This window comes from Streptomyces cyaneofuscatus (assembly GCF_033109485.1).
GTDB lineage: Bacteria > Actinomycetota > Actinomycetes > Streptomycetales > Streptomycetaceae > Streptomyces > Streptomyces cyaneofuscatus.
The window spans coordinates 6,075,273-6,089,854 of record NZ_CP137002.1 but is presented as its reverse complement, the minus strand read 5'-3'; the positions used below and the strand labels follow the sequence as shown (position 1 = coordinate 6,089,854).

15 protein-coding genes are annotated in these 14,582 nt (G+C 73.2%); 7 read left to right on the top strand and 8 right to left on the bottom strand.

Annotated features, from left to right (window positions below; translation table 11 throughout):
- Positions 1-8: 8 nt before the first annotated feature.
- Positions 9-1,139: a serpin family protein gene (locus R2B67_RS26810; protein WP_317821638.1), complete on the bottom strand. Its 1,131-nt coding sequence runs from the start codon at positions 1,137-1,139 to the stop codon at positions 9-11.
- 61 nt (positions 1,140-1,200) lie between these two features.
- Here R2B67_RS26810 and R2B67_RS26805 point away from each other — a divergent pair, with 61 nt between their 5' ends.
- Positions 1,201-1,689 (top strand): GNAT family N-acetyltransferase, encoded by a 489-nt coding sequence (locus tag R2B67_RS26805; RefSeq protein ID WP_317821637.1) that lies wholly within the window; start codon positions 1,201-1,203, stop codon positions 1,687-1,689.
- 21 nt (positions 1,690-1,710) lie between these two features.
- Here the strand turns inward: R2B67_RS26805 and R2B67_RS26800 are convergent, their stop codons facing one another.
- Entirely contained in the window at positions 1,711-3,843 is a 2,133-nt protein-coding gene (locus R2B67_RS26800; protein ID WP_317821636.1) for an MDR family MFS transporter, read from the bottom strand.
- Positions 3,844-4,092: 249 nt separating this feature from the next.
- Between R2B67_RS26800 and R2B67_RS26795 the strand changes: the two genes are divergently transcribed.
- Together R2B67_RS26795 and R2B67_RS26790 are read left to right on the top strand one after the other, a co-directional pair.
- Positions 4,093-5,214 carry a peptidoglycan-binding domain-containing protein gene (locus R2B67_RS26795; RefSeq protein ID WP_455679990.1) on the top strand — a complete coding sequence of 374 codons (1,122 nt, stop codon included), beginning with the start codon at positions 4,093-4,095 and terminating at the stop codon, positions 5,212-5,214.
- Between the two features lie 189 nt (positions 5,215-5,403).
- Positions 5,404-6,066, top strand: coding sequence for an HAD-IA family hydrolase (locus R2B67_RS26790; protein WP_317821634.1), 663 nt, complete (start codon positions 5,404-5,406; stop codon positions 6,064-6,066).
- A 16-nt stretch (positions 6,067-6,082) separates the two neighbouring features.
- On the opposite strand, the gene R2B67_RS26785 is transcribed toward R2B67_RS26790, so the two are convergent.
- Positions 6,083-6,817, bottom strand: coding sequence for an ABC transporter permease (locus tag R2B67_RS26785; RefSeq protein WP_317821633.1), 735 nt, complete (start codon positions 6,815-6,817; stop codon positions 6,083-6,085).
- A 323-nt stretch (positions 6,818-7,140) separates the two neighbouring features.
- On the opposite strand from R2B67_RS26785, the gene R2B67_RS26780 reads away from it, so the two are divergent.
- From R2B67_RS26780 to R2B67_RS26770, 3 genes are all read left to right on the top strand, one after another.
- Positions 7,141-7,785 carry an HNH endonuclease family protein gene (locus R2B67_RS26780; RefSeq protein WP_030564595.1) on the top strand — a complete coding sequence of 215 codons (645 nt, stop codon included), beginning with the start codon at positions 7,141-7,143 and terminating at the stop codon, positions 7,783-7,785.
- A gap of 119 nt (positions 7,786-7,904) precedes the next feature.
- The gene (locus R2B67_RS26775) at positions 7,905-9,584 is read left to right on the top strand and encodes an alkaline phosphatase D family protein (protein WP_317821630.1); all 1,680 of its coding nucleotides are present in this window, start codon (positions 7,905-7,907) and stop codon (positions 9,582-9,584) included.
- Positions 9,585-9,698: 114 nt separating this feature from the next.
- Positions 9,699-10,148, top strand: a complete 450-nt coding sequence (locus tag R2B67_RS26770; protein ID WP_317821629.1) for a DoxX family protein — start codon at positions 9,699-9,701, stop codon at positions 10,146-10,148.
- Between the two features lie 55 nt (positions 10,149-10,203).
- Here R2B67_RS26770 and R2B67_RS26765 read toward each other — a convergent pair whose 3' ends face one another.
- A complete protein-coding gene (locus R2B67_RS26765) occupies positions 10,204-10,956 on the bottom strand; it encodes a superoxide dismutase family protein (RefSeq protein ID WP_317821628.1) in 753 nt (250 codons plus the stop codon).
- Positions 10,957-11,158: 202 nt separating this feature from the next.
- On the opposite strand from R2B67_RS26765, the gene R2B67_RS26760 reads away from it, so the two are divergent.
- Positions 11,159-11,962 carry a DedA family protein gene (locus R2B67_RS26760; protein WP_317821627.1) on the top strand — a complete coding sequence of 268 codons (804 nt, stop codon included), beginning with the start codon at positions 11,159-11,161 and terminating at the stop codon, positions 11,960-11,962.
- Positions 11,963-11,992: 30 nt separating this feature from the next.
- Here the strand turns inward: R2B67_RS26760 and R2B67_RS26755 are convergent, their stop codons facing one another.
- The 4 genes from R2B67_RS26755 to R2B67_RS26740 form a co-directional block, all read right to left on the bottom strand.
- Entirely contained in the window at positions 11,993-12,229 is a 237-nt protein-coding gene (locus tag R2B67_RS26755; RefSeq protein ID WP_018511724.1) for a DUF2277 domain-containing protein, read from the bottom strand.
- A 62-nt stretch (positions 12,230-12,291) separates the two neighbouring features.
- Positions 12,292-13,674 (bottom strand): DUF1254 domain-containing protein, encoded by a 1,383-nt coding sequence (locus R2B67_RS26750; protein ID WP_317821626.1) that lies wholly within the window; start codon positions 13,672-13,674, stop codon positions 12,292-12,294.
- A gap of 1 nt (position 13,675) precedes the next feature.
- A complete protein-coding gene (locus R2B67_RS26745) occupies positions 13,676-14,125 on the bottom strand; it encodes a DUF7144 family membrane protein (protein ID WP_317821625.1) in 450 nt (149 codons plus the stop codon).
- A gap of 141 nt (positions 14,126-14,266) precedes the next feature.
- A complete protein-coding gene (locus tag R2B67_RS26740; protein WP_073873920.1) occupies positions 14,267-14,485 on the bottom strand; it encodes a hypothetical protein in 219 nt (72 codons plus the stop codon).
- Positions 14,486-14,582 lie beyond the last annotated feature (97 nt).

Here is a 14,582-nt window from a genome sequence, read left to right as displayed (position 1 = left end):
AAAGACGATCAGGCGGGTGCCGGGCCGGTGGGGGTGTCCGCCTGCCAGGCGGCGAAGAGCGGCACGTCGGTGTCGGCAGGCAGCACGACGATGCCGAACGGACGGTCGTAGGCCAGGTGCAGGACCCGCTGCGGCGGCGGGGCCGCGCTCCCGGCCCGCATCGCGACCACCGTCACCGCCGCGGCCTCCACCCCTTCCTCGGCGACCTTCAGCACGGCCTCCTGGACCACGTCGGAGATGGTGAGCGGCAGGGGCGAGAGGCCGGAGAAGTCCGCCGCGTCGGAGGTGGCCAGCCGGACCCCGAGCGCGGGCAGATGTCCGGTGACGGCGATGCGCGTACGGAGGGCGAGGCGCGGCAGGGCGACGCTCACCAGGTCCGTGTCGGGGTGGGTTCCGGTGTTCCGGTCCGCCCAGCCGGCGGGCAGCACCTGCCCGGCGCTCGCGCCCGGCTCGCCCAGGACGAACCTGACCCGGGCCCCCTCCCCGCCGCCCTCCCCGGCGGTGCAGCGCAGCTCGACGACGTACGTGCCGTCCACCACCCGGACATCGGCGAGCGGCACGCCCTTCGTCATGGTCGCCACCGGGCGGGTCGTGCCGGAGGCGTCGGTGAACGGCCGGTCGCGGGTCAGCCAGCCCTCGAACGGCTTCTCCCAGCGGGCCTTCAGCACCAGGACGTTGACGAGGGCGAGCAGGGTCTCGGCGGTGACCTCCAGCGGCAGCGCCTCGATCAGCCCGCCCGTGGCCTCACGCACCCAGGCGTCGACGGCCCCCGGGTCCACGCCGTCGTCGAACCGGACGTCCGGCAGCGCCTCGCGGTACGCGCGCTCCACCGGCACCCGGCTCCACACCCGGGTCGCCACCCCCAGCGCGCCGGTCAGCGCCAGCTCACGGGCCGCCGCCGTCACGGCCGGCCCCGCCTCCCGGTCCGCCGTACCGAGGAGCGCCCGCAGCTCCCGGGCGGTCTCGCCGCGCGCCCCGGCGGCCACAGCGGCGAGCGCCAGCCACAGTCCGGCGGGCGAGCAGACGAAGCTGCCGCCGTCGGCCGGCTTCCTGGTGGCGAGCGCGTCGCGTATCCAGCGGTCGGCGAGACGGCGGACGGACAGAGCCCGCGCCGTGGAGTCGGTGGTGGGTCGGTTCACTGGTGCCCCCTGCACGTAAATCACGTCGTCCTTCGGCCGTGAGGGAGCAAGAATGCCGCACATGACCTGGACCGTGACCGCCGAACGATTCGACTCCCCCGACGCCACCGCGCTGCGCCGCGACTACTACGACGAGGTCGCGAGCCGCTACTGGCAACGGCCCGCCACCGCCGCGGAGATAGCCGAGGGGCTGGCCGACGACGGCGCGGACCTGCTGGCTCCGCCAACCGGTCGGTTCGTCGTCGGTCGCCACGAGGGCAAGGCCGCGAGCTGCGCCGGGCTGGTGCTGACGGAGGAGGCCGCGCCGGGTTCGGCGGAGCTGACGCGGGTGTACGTACGCCCGGCGTTCCGGTCCACGGGCGGCGGCGGGCTGCTGCTGGCCGCGGTCGAGGAGGAGGCCCGGGCGCTCGGGGTGCGGCTGCTCCGGCTGGACACCCGTCTCGACCTGGTCGAGGCGCGCGGGCTGTATGCGAAGCACGGTTACGGGGAGGTGCCGGCCTTCCACCGGCGCAACCCGTACGCGGAGGTGTGGTTCGCGAAGGAGCTGTGAGGGGCTTCGGGGGCGGGCCGGTCAGGGCCGGTGGTGCGGGTGGTCCCTGGCGTCCCCGTGTTCCCCGTGTTCCCCGAAGCGCCGGTGGTCCGGGTGGTCGATGTCGTGGTGCCAGTCCGCCGCGTGGTCGCGGGGCGGCGCGGGCGTGTGCGGGCGTTCCTTGCTGGACCCGCTGACCTCGGCGGTCAGCTCGGCGACGAGTTTGACCAGGTCGGTGGGGCGCTCGGGCCCCCACCAGTCCCCCAGCAGTTCGGCGAGGGAGTCCTCCCGGGCCTGGGAGAGCCGGACGACCGCCTCGGCCCCCGATTCGGTGAGGATCATCTGGAGTCCCTCGCGGCGGGCCAGTCCGCGCCCCTCCACCTGCCGGGCCGCCTCGGTGATCACCCGTAGCGGTACGGGGGTCACCTCGGCGAGCCGGGCGGGCTCGACGGTGCCGTGCCGTTTGATCCGCAGCAGCAGCCAGCTGGCGGCGGGCAGCAGGTCGTACCCGGCGCGCGCGGTGATCTTCTCGTAGATCTCCCGGCGCCCCTCCCGGGTGGCCAGCACCGAGAGTGCGCGGGCGCACTCGTCGTACGAGGAACGCTCCACCGGGTTGGACGCGAGCGTCTGGCTGGTGTCGGGGGCGGTCACCGAGCCCCGGAGCTTGTCCTCCCGCAGGAACCAGGCCAGTACGAAGGCGATGAGGACGACGGGGGCCGCGTACAGGAAGACGTCCGTGATGGAGGTGGAGTACGCGTCCAGGATCGAGGGGCGCAGGTCGGCCGGGAGCATCTGGATGGAGCGGGGGTCGGCCGCCAGCCGTTCGGCGTCGACGCCCGGGGGCAGGGACCGCCCCGCGAGAGCGCTGTCGAGCTGGCCGGTGAGCCGGTTGGTGAAGACGGTGCCGAAGATGGCCACGCCGAACGAGGCGCCGATGGAGCGGAAGAACGTCGCGCCGGAGGTGGCGACGCCGAGGTCCCGGTAGGAGACGGCGTTCTGCACGACGAGAACGAGGACCTGCATGACGAGGCCGAGCCCGGCGCCGAAGACGAAGAAGGAGAGGCTCATCTCCCAGGTGGAGCTGGCCGGGGAGAGCCGGTGGAGGAGCAGGAGGCCGGCGGCGGTGAGGGCGGTGCCCGCGAGGGGGAAGACCTTCCAGCGGCCGGTACGGCTGACGAGCTGGCCGGAGCCGGTGGAGGTGAGCAGCATGCCGAGGACCATCGGCAGCATGTGCACACCGGACATGGTCGGGGTGATGCCGTGGACCACCTGGAGGAACGTGGGCAGGTAGGTCATCGCGCCGAACATCGCGAAGCCGACGATGAAGCTGATCACGGCGACGAGGCTGAAGGTCCTGATCCGGAAGAGTTTCAGCGGCAGCACCGGCTCCGCCGCCCGCCGCTCGACGGCGACGAACGCGATCAGCAGCACGACGGCGAGCACCGCCAGCGCGATGATCTGCACCGATCCCCAGGCCCAGGTCGTGCCGCCGAGGGATGCCACCAGGATGAGACAGGTGGCGACGGAGGCGATGAGGAAGGTGCCGAGGTAGTCGATGGTGTGCTTCTCGCGGTGGACCGGGATGTGCAGCACGGCCGCGATGACGAGCAGCGCGACGACGCCGATCGGCAGGTTGATGTAGAAGACCCAGCGCCAGCTGAGGGTCTCGGTGAAGAACCCGCCGAGCAGCGGCCCGAGCACGCTCGTCACTCCGAAGACGGCACCGAACAGGCCCTGGTACTTGCCGCGTTCGCGTGGGGTGACGATGTCTCCGACGATCGCCATCGAGAGCACCATGAGCCCGCCGCCGCCGAGCCCCTGGAGAGCCCGGAAGCCGATGAGCTGGGGCATGTTCTGGGCCATGCCGCAGAGCGCGGAGCCGATCAGGAAGATGACGATCGCGGTCTGGAAGAGCTTCTTGCGGCCGTACTGGTCGCCGAGCTTGCCCCAGAGCGGGGTAGCCGCCGTCGCCGCCAGCAGATAGGCGGTGACCACCCAGGAGAGGTGGTCGAGGCCGCCGAGCTCGCTGACGATGGTCGGCAGCGCGGTGGAGACGATGGTCTGATCGAGTGCCGCCAGCAGCATGCCGAGGAGCAGCGCGCCGATCGCCACCAGGACGGTCCGGCGGGACTGCCCCTCGCCTGGGACCATGGGCGGGCTCAGCTGCTGGGCCATGGGCGTCTCCTCGATCGGCTGCGATTCGCTGCGATTCGCCGCGATCCACTGCACTTCGCTGATCCACTACACCCCCATCCTGGCCGTTCCGCCCTGTTATGGCCTGTCGGGCACCGGCGGGGCATTGGGCTTCGCCGGAGCGGGCTGCATAATCGCAGGCAGTTCAAGGGGAGGGGACCCACGATGACCGGACACGCATGCCCGGAGTGCGGCAGACGGACGGCCGGCGAGCCCGGCACGGAGCACCGGGTGCCCTGCCGGTGCGGCACGGACACGGGCGCGACGCCGCTCACGGGGGACGAGCTGCGCGCCGCCCGCTCGGCGGAGATGGCGGCGGCGGAGGACTTCGACCCGCTGCGGATCAGGCCGTACGTGACGTTGGGGAACGCGTCGGCGGGTGAGGGTGGCGGCGCGGGGGACGGTGATGCCGCGGGGGACGGCGCCGACGGGTCCGCGGAGGCCGGTGTCGTTGCGGGGGACAGCGGGTCCGGGCAGGGCGCCGGGGGCGACGCGGCCACCACCATGCCGCTGCACCTGGACATGGGTAAGGGGTCGGACGCGGACTCCCGTACGGGCATGGGTACGGGCCCCGGGCCCGGCGCGACCCACCCCCCGGCGGCGGACGAGAGCAGACGCCGCACCGCCTCCCCGGGCGTGGGCACACACCCCGGCGCGGGACCGACAACCGCCACGGGGCCAGACTTCAGCACGCCCCCCGCCGCCCCCGACCCCGTCCAGCCGCGCCGCAGGCGCCCCTTCGCGGCCCTGGCCGTAGGGGCGGCCGTGGCGGCGGTGGTCGGCACGGCCGCCTTCGCCGGAGGGCTCTTCGACCGGGACGGGAGCCAGGAGGAGGCGCTGCCGGAGGCGACGACGAGCGCCCCGGACACAGCGGACGAGCCGGCGGCGGCCTCCGTGGCCCCGTCCCCCTCCCCCTCGGCCGCTCCGTCCCGTACGGCATCGGCCTCACCCACCCCCTCGGCGTCCTCCGCCTCCCCGTCCCCCTCCGCCTCACCCTCGGAGAGTGCCGAGCCGAGTCCGACCGCCTCCGCCCCGGCGACGCCGACCCCCGGCGCCCCGTCCGCGTCGGCGACCGGTGACGCACCCCCGCCGTCCGCCGCGCCGCCCGCGGAGCTGGCCCCTTCCTCGCTGCGGCGCGGCGACCAGGGCCCGCAGGTGGCCGTGTTGCAGAACCGGCTCGCGGAGGTGTGGCTCTACCACGGCGACGCGGACGGGAACTTCAACGACCGGGTGGAGAACGCCGTGCGGGTCTACCAGTCGTACAAGGCGATCCAGGGCGACCCGGCCGGTGTGTACGGGCCGGAGACCCGGCGTGCGCTGGAGGCGGAGACGACGGGACAGGGCCGCGACTGACCGGCCGCACCGGGCCCTCGGACAGGGCCCGGCCCGCGGGATTGGCTTTCCGGCCCAGGTTTTTGTATCTTCGTGGAACAAAGTAGCTCCCGCCCGCACTCCCTGACCGGCGGGCGGGGCTGCTCTTGTACCGCGTCACCGCACACCCGCGTCACCGCACCACCATCCCCCGCGCTCTGGAGCCAGCCGATGTCGGCCACCGTCCTCACCGCAAGCGCCCTCCTTCTCGACATGGACGGCACCCTCGTGAACTCCGACGCGGTCGTGGAGCGCTGCTGGCGCCGGTGGGCGCTCAAGCACGGACTGGACCCCGAGGCCGCCCTCAAGGTGGTCCACGGCCGCCAGGGGTACGCCACGATGGCCGTCCTGCTCCCGGACCGCCCCGTCGAGGAGAACTACGCGGACAACCGGGTGATGCTCGCCGAGGAGACCGCCGATGTCGACGGCGTGGTCCCGATCGGCGGAGCCCCCGCGTTCATGGCCGCGATCGCCGGCCTCCCGCACGCGCTGGTGACCTCGGCCGACAGCGCGCTCGCGACGGCCCGGATGGGGGCGGCCGCACTGCCGATGCCCGACGTCCGCGTCACCGCCGAGCAGGTCGGCGCCAGCAAGCCGGACCCCGAGGGCTTCCTCAAGGGCGCGGCGGAGCTGGGCTTCGGGGCGGCGGACTGCATCGTGTTCGAGGACTCAGAGGCGGGCATCGCGGCGGGCCGGGCGGCCGGGATGCGCGTGGTGGGCGTCGGCCCGCGCGCGGCGGCCCTGTCGCCGGACGCCCACGTGGAGGACCTGACGCAGATCCGGGTGGAGGCGGCCGAGGACGGCACGATCCGCCTGCACATCCACGAGGCCTGAGCCACAGGACACCCCCTCACCCCCGGTGCAGCCACCCCCGCGCGACCAGCTCCAGCACCACCGCGACGGCCACCACCTGCACCGCCATCAACGCCACCAGGACGAAGAGCTGCACGGCGCCCGCCTCCACGGGTGAGGCGCCGCCCAGCAGCATGCCCACGAAAGCTCCCGGCAACGTGACGAGCCCCACCGTCCGGGTCTGGTCGAGCCCCGGCAGCAGCGCGTCCGACGCGGCGGGCCGTACGATCTCCAGCCGGGCGTCCCGGTCGAGCATCCCGAGGGCCATGCCCGCCTCCACCTCCCCGTGACGGGTGGCGAGTTCGTCCAGCGCGCGCCGCCCGCCGAGTACGGTCGCGGTGAGCGCCCCTCCGATGAGGATGCCCGCCACGGGGATGAGCGCCAGCCCCCGGACCGGCACGAGCCCCGTGACCAGCAGCAGCCCGACGACCGGGAGCGCCCCCGCCCCGATCGGCACGGCCGCCCACCACCAGGTGCGGTTACGGGTGATGCGGCGCCCCGCCGTCCAGGCGGCCACGGCGAACATCAGCACCAGGAATCCGAGCAGCGGCCCGAGCCGCTGGGCCACCCAGCCGATGAGCAGGGAGACCGCGGCGAGTTGGCCCGAGGCCCGCACCCCGGCCACCAGGATCTCGCGCGAGCGGCCCAGCCGGGCCCACGCGGCGACGGCGGCGGCGAGGGCCAACAGGGCGACGAGGACGACCCCGAGGGCCGGCGTGACCGGAAGCAGCACCTGGCAACGATAGATCCGCCGGCCACCCGGTCATACCGTCGGCGAACGCACAGGCCGCCCAACTCCCCTCCCCACGCACCCGACGGGCGCCCCCGCCGTCCGACTCCCCTCCCCACGCCCCCGGCGGACGCCCCGGTCGCGCAACTCCCTTCCCACGCCCGGCGGTCGGTTCACCTCCACGCGATCCGTCACACCCCTTGATGTGACGTGCACATGTCGTCACTCTGTTACCTGGTGCCCACCCCCAGGAAACCTGGCGCCGCCACGCTGGCCGGGCTCCGCATGCCGCCCGCCCAAGCACCCCCCACCTCAAGGGAGTTCGCATGTTCGGTATCTACGCGCGTCGCTCGGCCGTCGCCGCCGCAACCGCCACCCTCGCCGCCACCTCCGTCCTGCTCACCGCCCCGACCGCCCAGGCCGCCCTCCCCACCCCGGTCAGCGCGGCGACCGCACGCACCTACCTCGGCCAGCTCACCGTCGGCGCCGAGGGCTCGTCCAGCGGCTACAGCCGCGACAAGTTCCCGCACTGGATCACGCAGTCGGGCGCCTGCAACACCCGCGAGGTGGTCCTCAAGCGCGACGGTACGAATGTCCAGCAGGACGCCGCCTGCGCCGCGGTCAGCGGCAGTTGGTACTCGCAGTACGACGGCGCCACCTGGAGCGCCGCCTCCGACGTCGACATCGACCACATGGTCCCCCTCGCCGAGGCCTGGCGCTCCGGCGCGAGCAGCTGGACCAACGCCCAGCGTCAGTCCTTCGCCAACGACCTGACCCGCCCCCAGCTCATCGCGGTCACCGACAACGTCAACCAGGCCAAGGGCGACAAGGACCCGGCCAAGTGGATGCCGCCGCGCGCCGCGTACAAGTGCACCTACGTGCGCGCCTGGGTCCACGTGAAGCACTACTACGGCCTGAGCGTGGACTCGGCGGAGAAGAGCGCCCTCCAGACAGCCCTGAACGGCTGCTGAGAATCGCCCACCGGCCCCAGCCCCGACCCCGCCGTCGGCCGCCGGAACCTGTGCACCCTCCCCCGTCGTTCTGTACGTTACGGAGCCCATCCGTGACATAGGCGCGAGGAGGGCACGACATGACCGGACTGCGTCTGGGGCCACTGCTGCGGTACGTGGACTGGGAGTCCGGTTCCGCCGCGACCGTCTGGGTCGAGGTGAGCCGTCCGTGCACCGTGGAGGTCCGGTGCGCGGACGGGGCCTCGGGGGTGTCCCCGACCTTCGCGGTGGGCGGGCACCACTACGCCCTGGTGGTCGTGGACGGGCTGACGCCCGGCACCACGACCGCGTACGAGGTGCTGGTCGGGGAACGGCGCGTGTGGCCGCCCGAGGACTCCCGGCTTCCGCCGAGCACCATCACCACGCCTCCGGTGGGGGCGGCCGCGGCGGAGGGGCACGGGGTCCGGGTCTCGTTCGGCTCGTGCCGCTGGGCCGCCGCCCCCGGCGACGGGCACGATCCCGTGGGCCCGGACGCGCTGGTCACCCTGGCCGCCCGTCTCGCCGCCGACCCGGTCGCCGAGCGGCCCGACGTCCTGCTGCTGCTCGGCGACCAGGTGTATGCGGACGAGACGTCGGCGGCGACGCGGCGGCGGCTCGCGATGCGGCGTGATCTGCGCGAGCCGCCGGGCGCGGAGGTCGCGGACTACGAGGAGTACACCTGCCTGTACGACGAATCGTGGCGCGACCCCGAGGTGCGCTGGCTGCTCTCCACCGTGCCGAGCTGCATGATCTTCGACGATCACGACGTCATCGACGACTGGAACACCAGCGCCGCCTGGCAGGAGCAGATTCGCGCCACGCCCTGGTGGCACGAGCGGATCGTCAGCGGACTGATGTCGTACTGGGTCTACCAGCACCTGGGCAACCTCTCCCCCGCCGAGCTGGCGGCCGACCCTGTGTACGCCGCGGTGCGGGCCTGCCCCGACGGCACCGAGACCCTCCGCCGCTTCGCCGCCGAGACCGACGCGGATCCGGCCCGGACCCGCTGGAGCTACCAGCGCATTTTCGGCCGAGTACAACTGCTGATGGTGGACACCCGGGCGGCCCGCGTCCTGGACGAGGGGCGTCGGGCGATGCTGGACGAGAGCGAGGCCCGCTGGGTGCGGGATCGTGTGCTGGAGGACCCCGCAGCGTACGACCATCTCCTGATCGGCAGCTCGCTGCCGTGGCTGCTGCCCCCGCTCGTCCACGATGCCGAGACCTGGAACGCGGCCCTGAGCGCGGGGGCCCGCGGTGGCCGCTGGGCACGCTTCGGGGAGAAGGTGCGCCGGGCGGCCGATCTGGAGCACTGGGCCGCGTTCCCCGAATCCTTCGGCCGGTTCACGGAGTTGCTCCGCCGCGTGGGGAGCGGCCCGGACGCCCCGGCGACCGTATGTGTGCTGTCCGGGGACGTGCACCACGCCTACATCGCCGAACCTCACTGGCCCGCCGACACCCCCGGCGGCGCCCCGCACGCCCGCGTCCTCCAGCTGACGTGTTCGCCCGTGCACAACTCGGTCCCCCGGTCGATCCGGCTGGGCTTCCGCTTCGGCTGGAGCGGAGTGGGCCGGCGCATCGGCCGGATGCTCACCCGCCACGGGCGTACGGAACCGTCGCCGGTCACCTGGAGCAGGGCGGGCGGCCCGTGGTTCGGCAACCAGCTCATGACGCTGACCCTGCATGGCCGGAACTCTGCGCTGACATTGGTCCAGGCCAAGTCGGTCGACGGCGACAACCAGCTCGTGAGTGTTCTTGAGCGTTCACTCACCCAGGAGCCCTAGTCAGTTTTCAGCCATACGCCAGAATGTTGAACTTGCAAGTACTAGTGAGGTTTCCCTAACCTGAGGCGCTCAATCGGTTCACGTCCCCACCCAGACCGAAGGAGCCCACCCCCCATGACCTCTCGCCTGAACGGTGCCCAGCCCTATGCGCTCGGCCTTTTCCGTTTCGCCATCGGCCTGATCTTCGCCATCCACGGCGCCTCCAGCCTCTTCGGCGTGTTCGGCGGCCGCGAGGCGGAGGCCGGAGCCTGGCCGGGCTGGTACGCCGCCCTGATCCAGCTGGTCTGCGGCGCCCTGGTCGCCCTCGGCCTCGGCACCCGTATCGCCGCCCTCCTCGCCTCCGGCTCGATGGCCTACGCGTACTTCGTCGTCCACCAGCCCGAGGCGCTCACCCCGGTGGGCAACGGCGGCGAGACGGCGGCCGTCTTCTGCTGGGCGTTCCTGCTGCTGGTCTTCACCGGCCCGGGCGCCTTCGCCCTGGAACGGCTCTTCGGGTCGCGCGCCGAGCGCGTCCCCGCCGAGGAGTCCCGCCGCGAGCCCGCCACGGCCGGCGTCTCGGCCTGACCTTCCGGCACCGCCCGTACTGCCGTCTTCCGTCCTCCCCCGCCTCCGTGCGCGTCTAGGACGAGAACGGCACCGTGAAGCAGGCCACCCGCTTCCCCGCGCCGCCCTGCGCGTCGTGGACGATCACCGACCGGGCACCGCCGTCCCGGAACCCCCACTCGTGCCGGGCCTCCGCCTCGCCGTTGCCGTTCCGGTCGGTGCGGAAGTCCAGCCACACCTCGTTGACCGGGTCCGCGGTGGCCGAGGCGCGGTGCTGGTAGTGCGGCCCCGCCGACGCCGGATCGGCCGCACAGGGCGAGGTGTGCACGTGCATCCCGTACGCACGGTTCGGGACCAGGCCGCGCAGCCGGGTGCCGACGCGGTGGCTGGTCCGGTCGGCGTACTGCGTGATCTCGATCCGCGCGGCGGCCGGGACGAGGGCGGTGTCGTACGTCAGCGCGTCGGACGGGACGAAGGAGCCGGGCGGGGAGAACACCCCGTCGGCCCGCATATAGAACCCGCCGCTCCGCGACGCACCACCGACGGGCCCCGCCTCCCCGGCCCCCGTCCCGGTGCTGGCCCCGGTGCCGGTGCTGTGGGCCGCGTGTCCTCCGCCGTCCGGAGCGGGTGCGCCGTCCGTGCCGTCCGCCGCGCCGTGGGCGATGGTGGCACCGCCGGTGAGCATCAGCAGGGCGGCCGCGCCCACCAGCACCCTTCTCCGTACGGTCCCCGGCGCCCGCGCCACCCGGCCCGCCCCGGCTGCCTCAGCCGCCCCGGCCACCCCTGCTGCCTCTGCTGCCTCTGCTGTTCGATCCACCTGTGCCGTCATGCGCTGCCGCTCCTCGCTCGTACCGGTCGTTGCGGCCTGCCTAACGCCCGTACCGCCCGCAAGGTGTACGCGACCCGCGTAAACGTCACCCCACCCTGAGCGATCTGCGCAGAACCCTCACGCGTACGCTGTACAGCTGAACCTGCCGCCCATGCCGCTCCCCTGCGACGTCGCGGCGTTGACATGATCGGGGAGTAGACGGGTGCTTGAGAGTGTGGGCGCACTGACCAGCAGCCCATGGATCTACGTGGTGGTCGCCGTCTCGGTGCTCCTGGACGTCTTTCTCCCCCTGCTGCCCAGCGGTGTCCTCGTGATCACCGCCGCCACCGCGGCCGCCGCGGGCTCGACCGGCGTCAACGGTTCGGGCGACGGGACGGGTGAAGTGCCCTCGCTCGTCGTCCTCATCCTCTGCGCGGCCACCGCCTCGGTGCTCGGCGACCTCGTCGCGTACCGCCTCGCCTGGCGCGGTGGCGACCGGCTGGACCGGGCGATCGCGCGCTCCCGCCGCCTCACCAAGGCGCAGGAACGTCTCGGCGCGGCACTGAGCCGGGGCGGCGGCGCGCTCGTCGTCATCGCCCGGTTCGCACCCGCGGGCCGCTCGGTGGTCTCCCTCGGGGCAGGCGCCGCTCACCGCCGGAAGCGGGACTTCCTCCCCTGGTCCGCCGTGGCGGGCCTGGTCTGGGCGGGCTACAGCGTGGGCCTCGGATACTTCGGGGGCCGGTGGCTCGGGTCGACCTGGTTCGGGACGGCCGTCTCGGTGCTGGCCCTGTTCATGGCGGGCGCACTGGCCGCGTTCCTCGTGAAGCGCCCGGCTGCCGAGCGGGACGCGGCGGCGGCCACGGCGGAGCCGCTCCAGGACTCCTGTGACCCGGCGACCGTACCGGCCCCGGTCACAGGACCCCGGCCCGTCCAGCAGGACTCCGTCCCCGGCACCACGCCCAGCACGGTGCCCAGCCAGCCGAACGCGCCCACTCCCGTCACGTCACCGGCGCCGGTCTCCCCCTGAGCCGTTCTCCGGCCCCGGCCCCGTCCCGGCTCACCCTTCGACGGTGCTCCGGGCGGCCGAGCCCCGTATCTCCAGGCCGTCCAGGAGCTTCATCGTGGCCTCGGTGATCTCGTCGACGGCACGGTCGAACACCTCCCGGTTGTGCGCGGCGGGCGCGCGGAAGCCGGACACCTTGCGTACGTACTGAAGGGCTGCGGCCCGCATGTCCTCCTCGGTGGCCTCTTCGGGGAGGGCGGGCGGTCGAAGGGTCTTGATACTGCGGCACATGACTCCAGTGTGGACCGCACCACTGACAACGGCCCGGCGTCGCCCGGCGTCGCGACCGGTGCCTACCCCTCGACCCGCTCGACGGCCGGGATCTCGTAACCCCCGTCGAGGACGGCGGCCCCCGGCGTGTACAGCCGCAGCATCGGCCGGAAGTCCCCGGCGGGAGCGGGAAGCCAGTTCGCCGCCCGCGCCGGGTCGGCGGGCCGGTCGTGGGAGAGGTACAGGGTGAGCGAGCCGTCGTCCGCGTGGACGAGGCCGGGCGTACGGTCCCCGATCGAGTACCGGCCGGCCGGGTTCTCCACGAGGTAGTAGTCCGGGGTGCTGTACATGGTCACCGACCAGAACGACTCGACGGGCGGCGGCTCGGGAAAGCGCAGGAGATAGGAGTGCGCCCCGTTCAGCTGCCGCCCCTCGCTGTCCTGGAAGGTCTGGGCGTACACCGCCTCGTACCCGTGGTTCCCCCACAGCCCGATCCTGGCCGCCACCGCGCGAGCCAGGTAGGAGGCCTCCCGGTCGGCGATCCGCCACTGCGGCGCGTCGATGGTGCCGACGCCGAAGTGGTCCAGGTTGTAGTCGAACACGTGCGGGTCCATGTTCCAGCTGCCCGGCCTCCCGCCCCCGCCGCCCGTCCCGGCCCGGCTGACCCCCTCGACCCGGGCCCGTCCCCGCTCCAGCCCCTTCGTCAGCGCGTCGACGAGGGCCGGGGAGGCGGCGGCGTACGGCGAGGGCCCCTCCTCCAGCAGCCCCAGCGGCTGGAACCGGTCCTGGTACGCCTGGTCGGCCGCGGACGGCGGGAAGTCGGCCATCCACACCCGCAGCTCCTCGAAGAACCGCAGCTCCTCCGGTACGCCGGGTTCCGGCGCGGGCAGCCCGGTGCGGTGGGGCCGGCCGTCGAGCGGGGCAAGCGTGAGCCGCTCCTGGAGCGCCCGGACGCGCGGCAGGTCGCCGGGGCCGTCGCAGGCGTAACGCCCCGCCACGGTCACCACGGAGGTGGGCGCGTCGACGACCCCGCGTACGCCGTCGGGAACGCTGCCCGCCCAGCCGGGCGGCACGATCAGCCACTCGCCCTCGCCGGTACCGGTGGCGCGCCGGCCGACGTACGCGAAGTTGTTCGTCCAGGCGTCGACGAACTGGAGCACGTAGTACGCACCGCCGCTGTCGGGGACGTGGAGGCGCAGCGGCCCGCCGGACAGGTCGAGCTGGGCGATGGAGTAGACGGTGTCGTTGTTGACGGAGACGAACTCCGTACGGTGGTCGGCGAGGCGCTCGGAGTGGGCGAACCGGTTGAAGGGCGTGGCCGCGAGCGCGCCGAACCCGTCTCGGAGCGAGGTCCCGACCATGGAGAGGTCGCAGACCAGGGGATACCCGTAGACGTACGCCTCGGCGGCGAGGTCCACGAGGTCGCCCCCGGTGCTGTCGGGTGACGTCCCGGTGGTCTCCGGCACGTCAGAACGCCGGCCTGGAACGGTCGGTGCACAGGGCCCAGATGATGAAGACGTCGATGGCGATGGTGACGATGGCCCAGATCGGCGTGTACGGGAGCCACATGAAGTTGGCGATCAGGTTCAGGGAGACGAGGGCGATGCCCACGGCCCGGGCCCAGGTCGCGCCCTTGAGGATGCCCCAGCCGACGAAGATCAGGACGACGCCGAGGATGAGGTGGATCCATCCCCAGGTGGTGACGTTGAACTTGAAGACGTAGTCGTTGACCGCCGCGTACACATCGTTGGTGGCGATCCCCGCGACGCCCTTGATCACTCCGAGGACACCGTCGACGAGGAGCAGGAAACCGGCGAACAGCGTCCCGCCGCCGGCCCACGCGTTGCCGGAGTCGGCCCCGGATGCGGCGGCGGGGCGGGAGGTGCTGTCGGGGGTAGGTGCGCTGGGCTGGGACATGGGGACTCCTTGGCCGGGACAGGCAGCCGGTGCCTGCGGTCCTGACCTGCACTGATGGTGCGTGCAGATCAGATTCGACGTTCCCTGAGGCCTGGCCGGTGAGCCACTTGGACGCACCCGTTCGGGTGACGGCTCACGGGGTCACTCCCACGTGTCGAGGTCGCCGCCGCGCCATTCGATCAGCCCCGGCCGGTCCAGCTCGACGGCCTGGTCCGGCCCCGGCGCGAATCCGGCGGCCCGCAGCAGGGCGGCCACCTCGCCCCGCCCATGCGCCAGCCCCACGATCTGCCCGTGCACGGTGACCCGCCGCCCTCCGGTCGCGGAGGGCGGATAGACGATCACAGGCGGGTGCGCGGCCATGTCTCCACGGTGCCTTGGGGGTCGCGGGAGCGCATCCCGGGAGGAGTCGCAACGTGTGGGAGCGCATCCCGGGAGGAGGCGTGACGGGCGGGAGCGC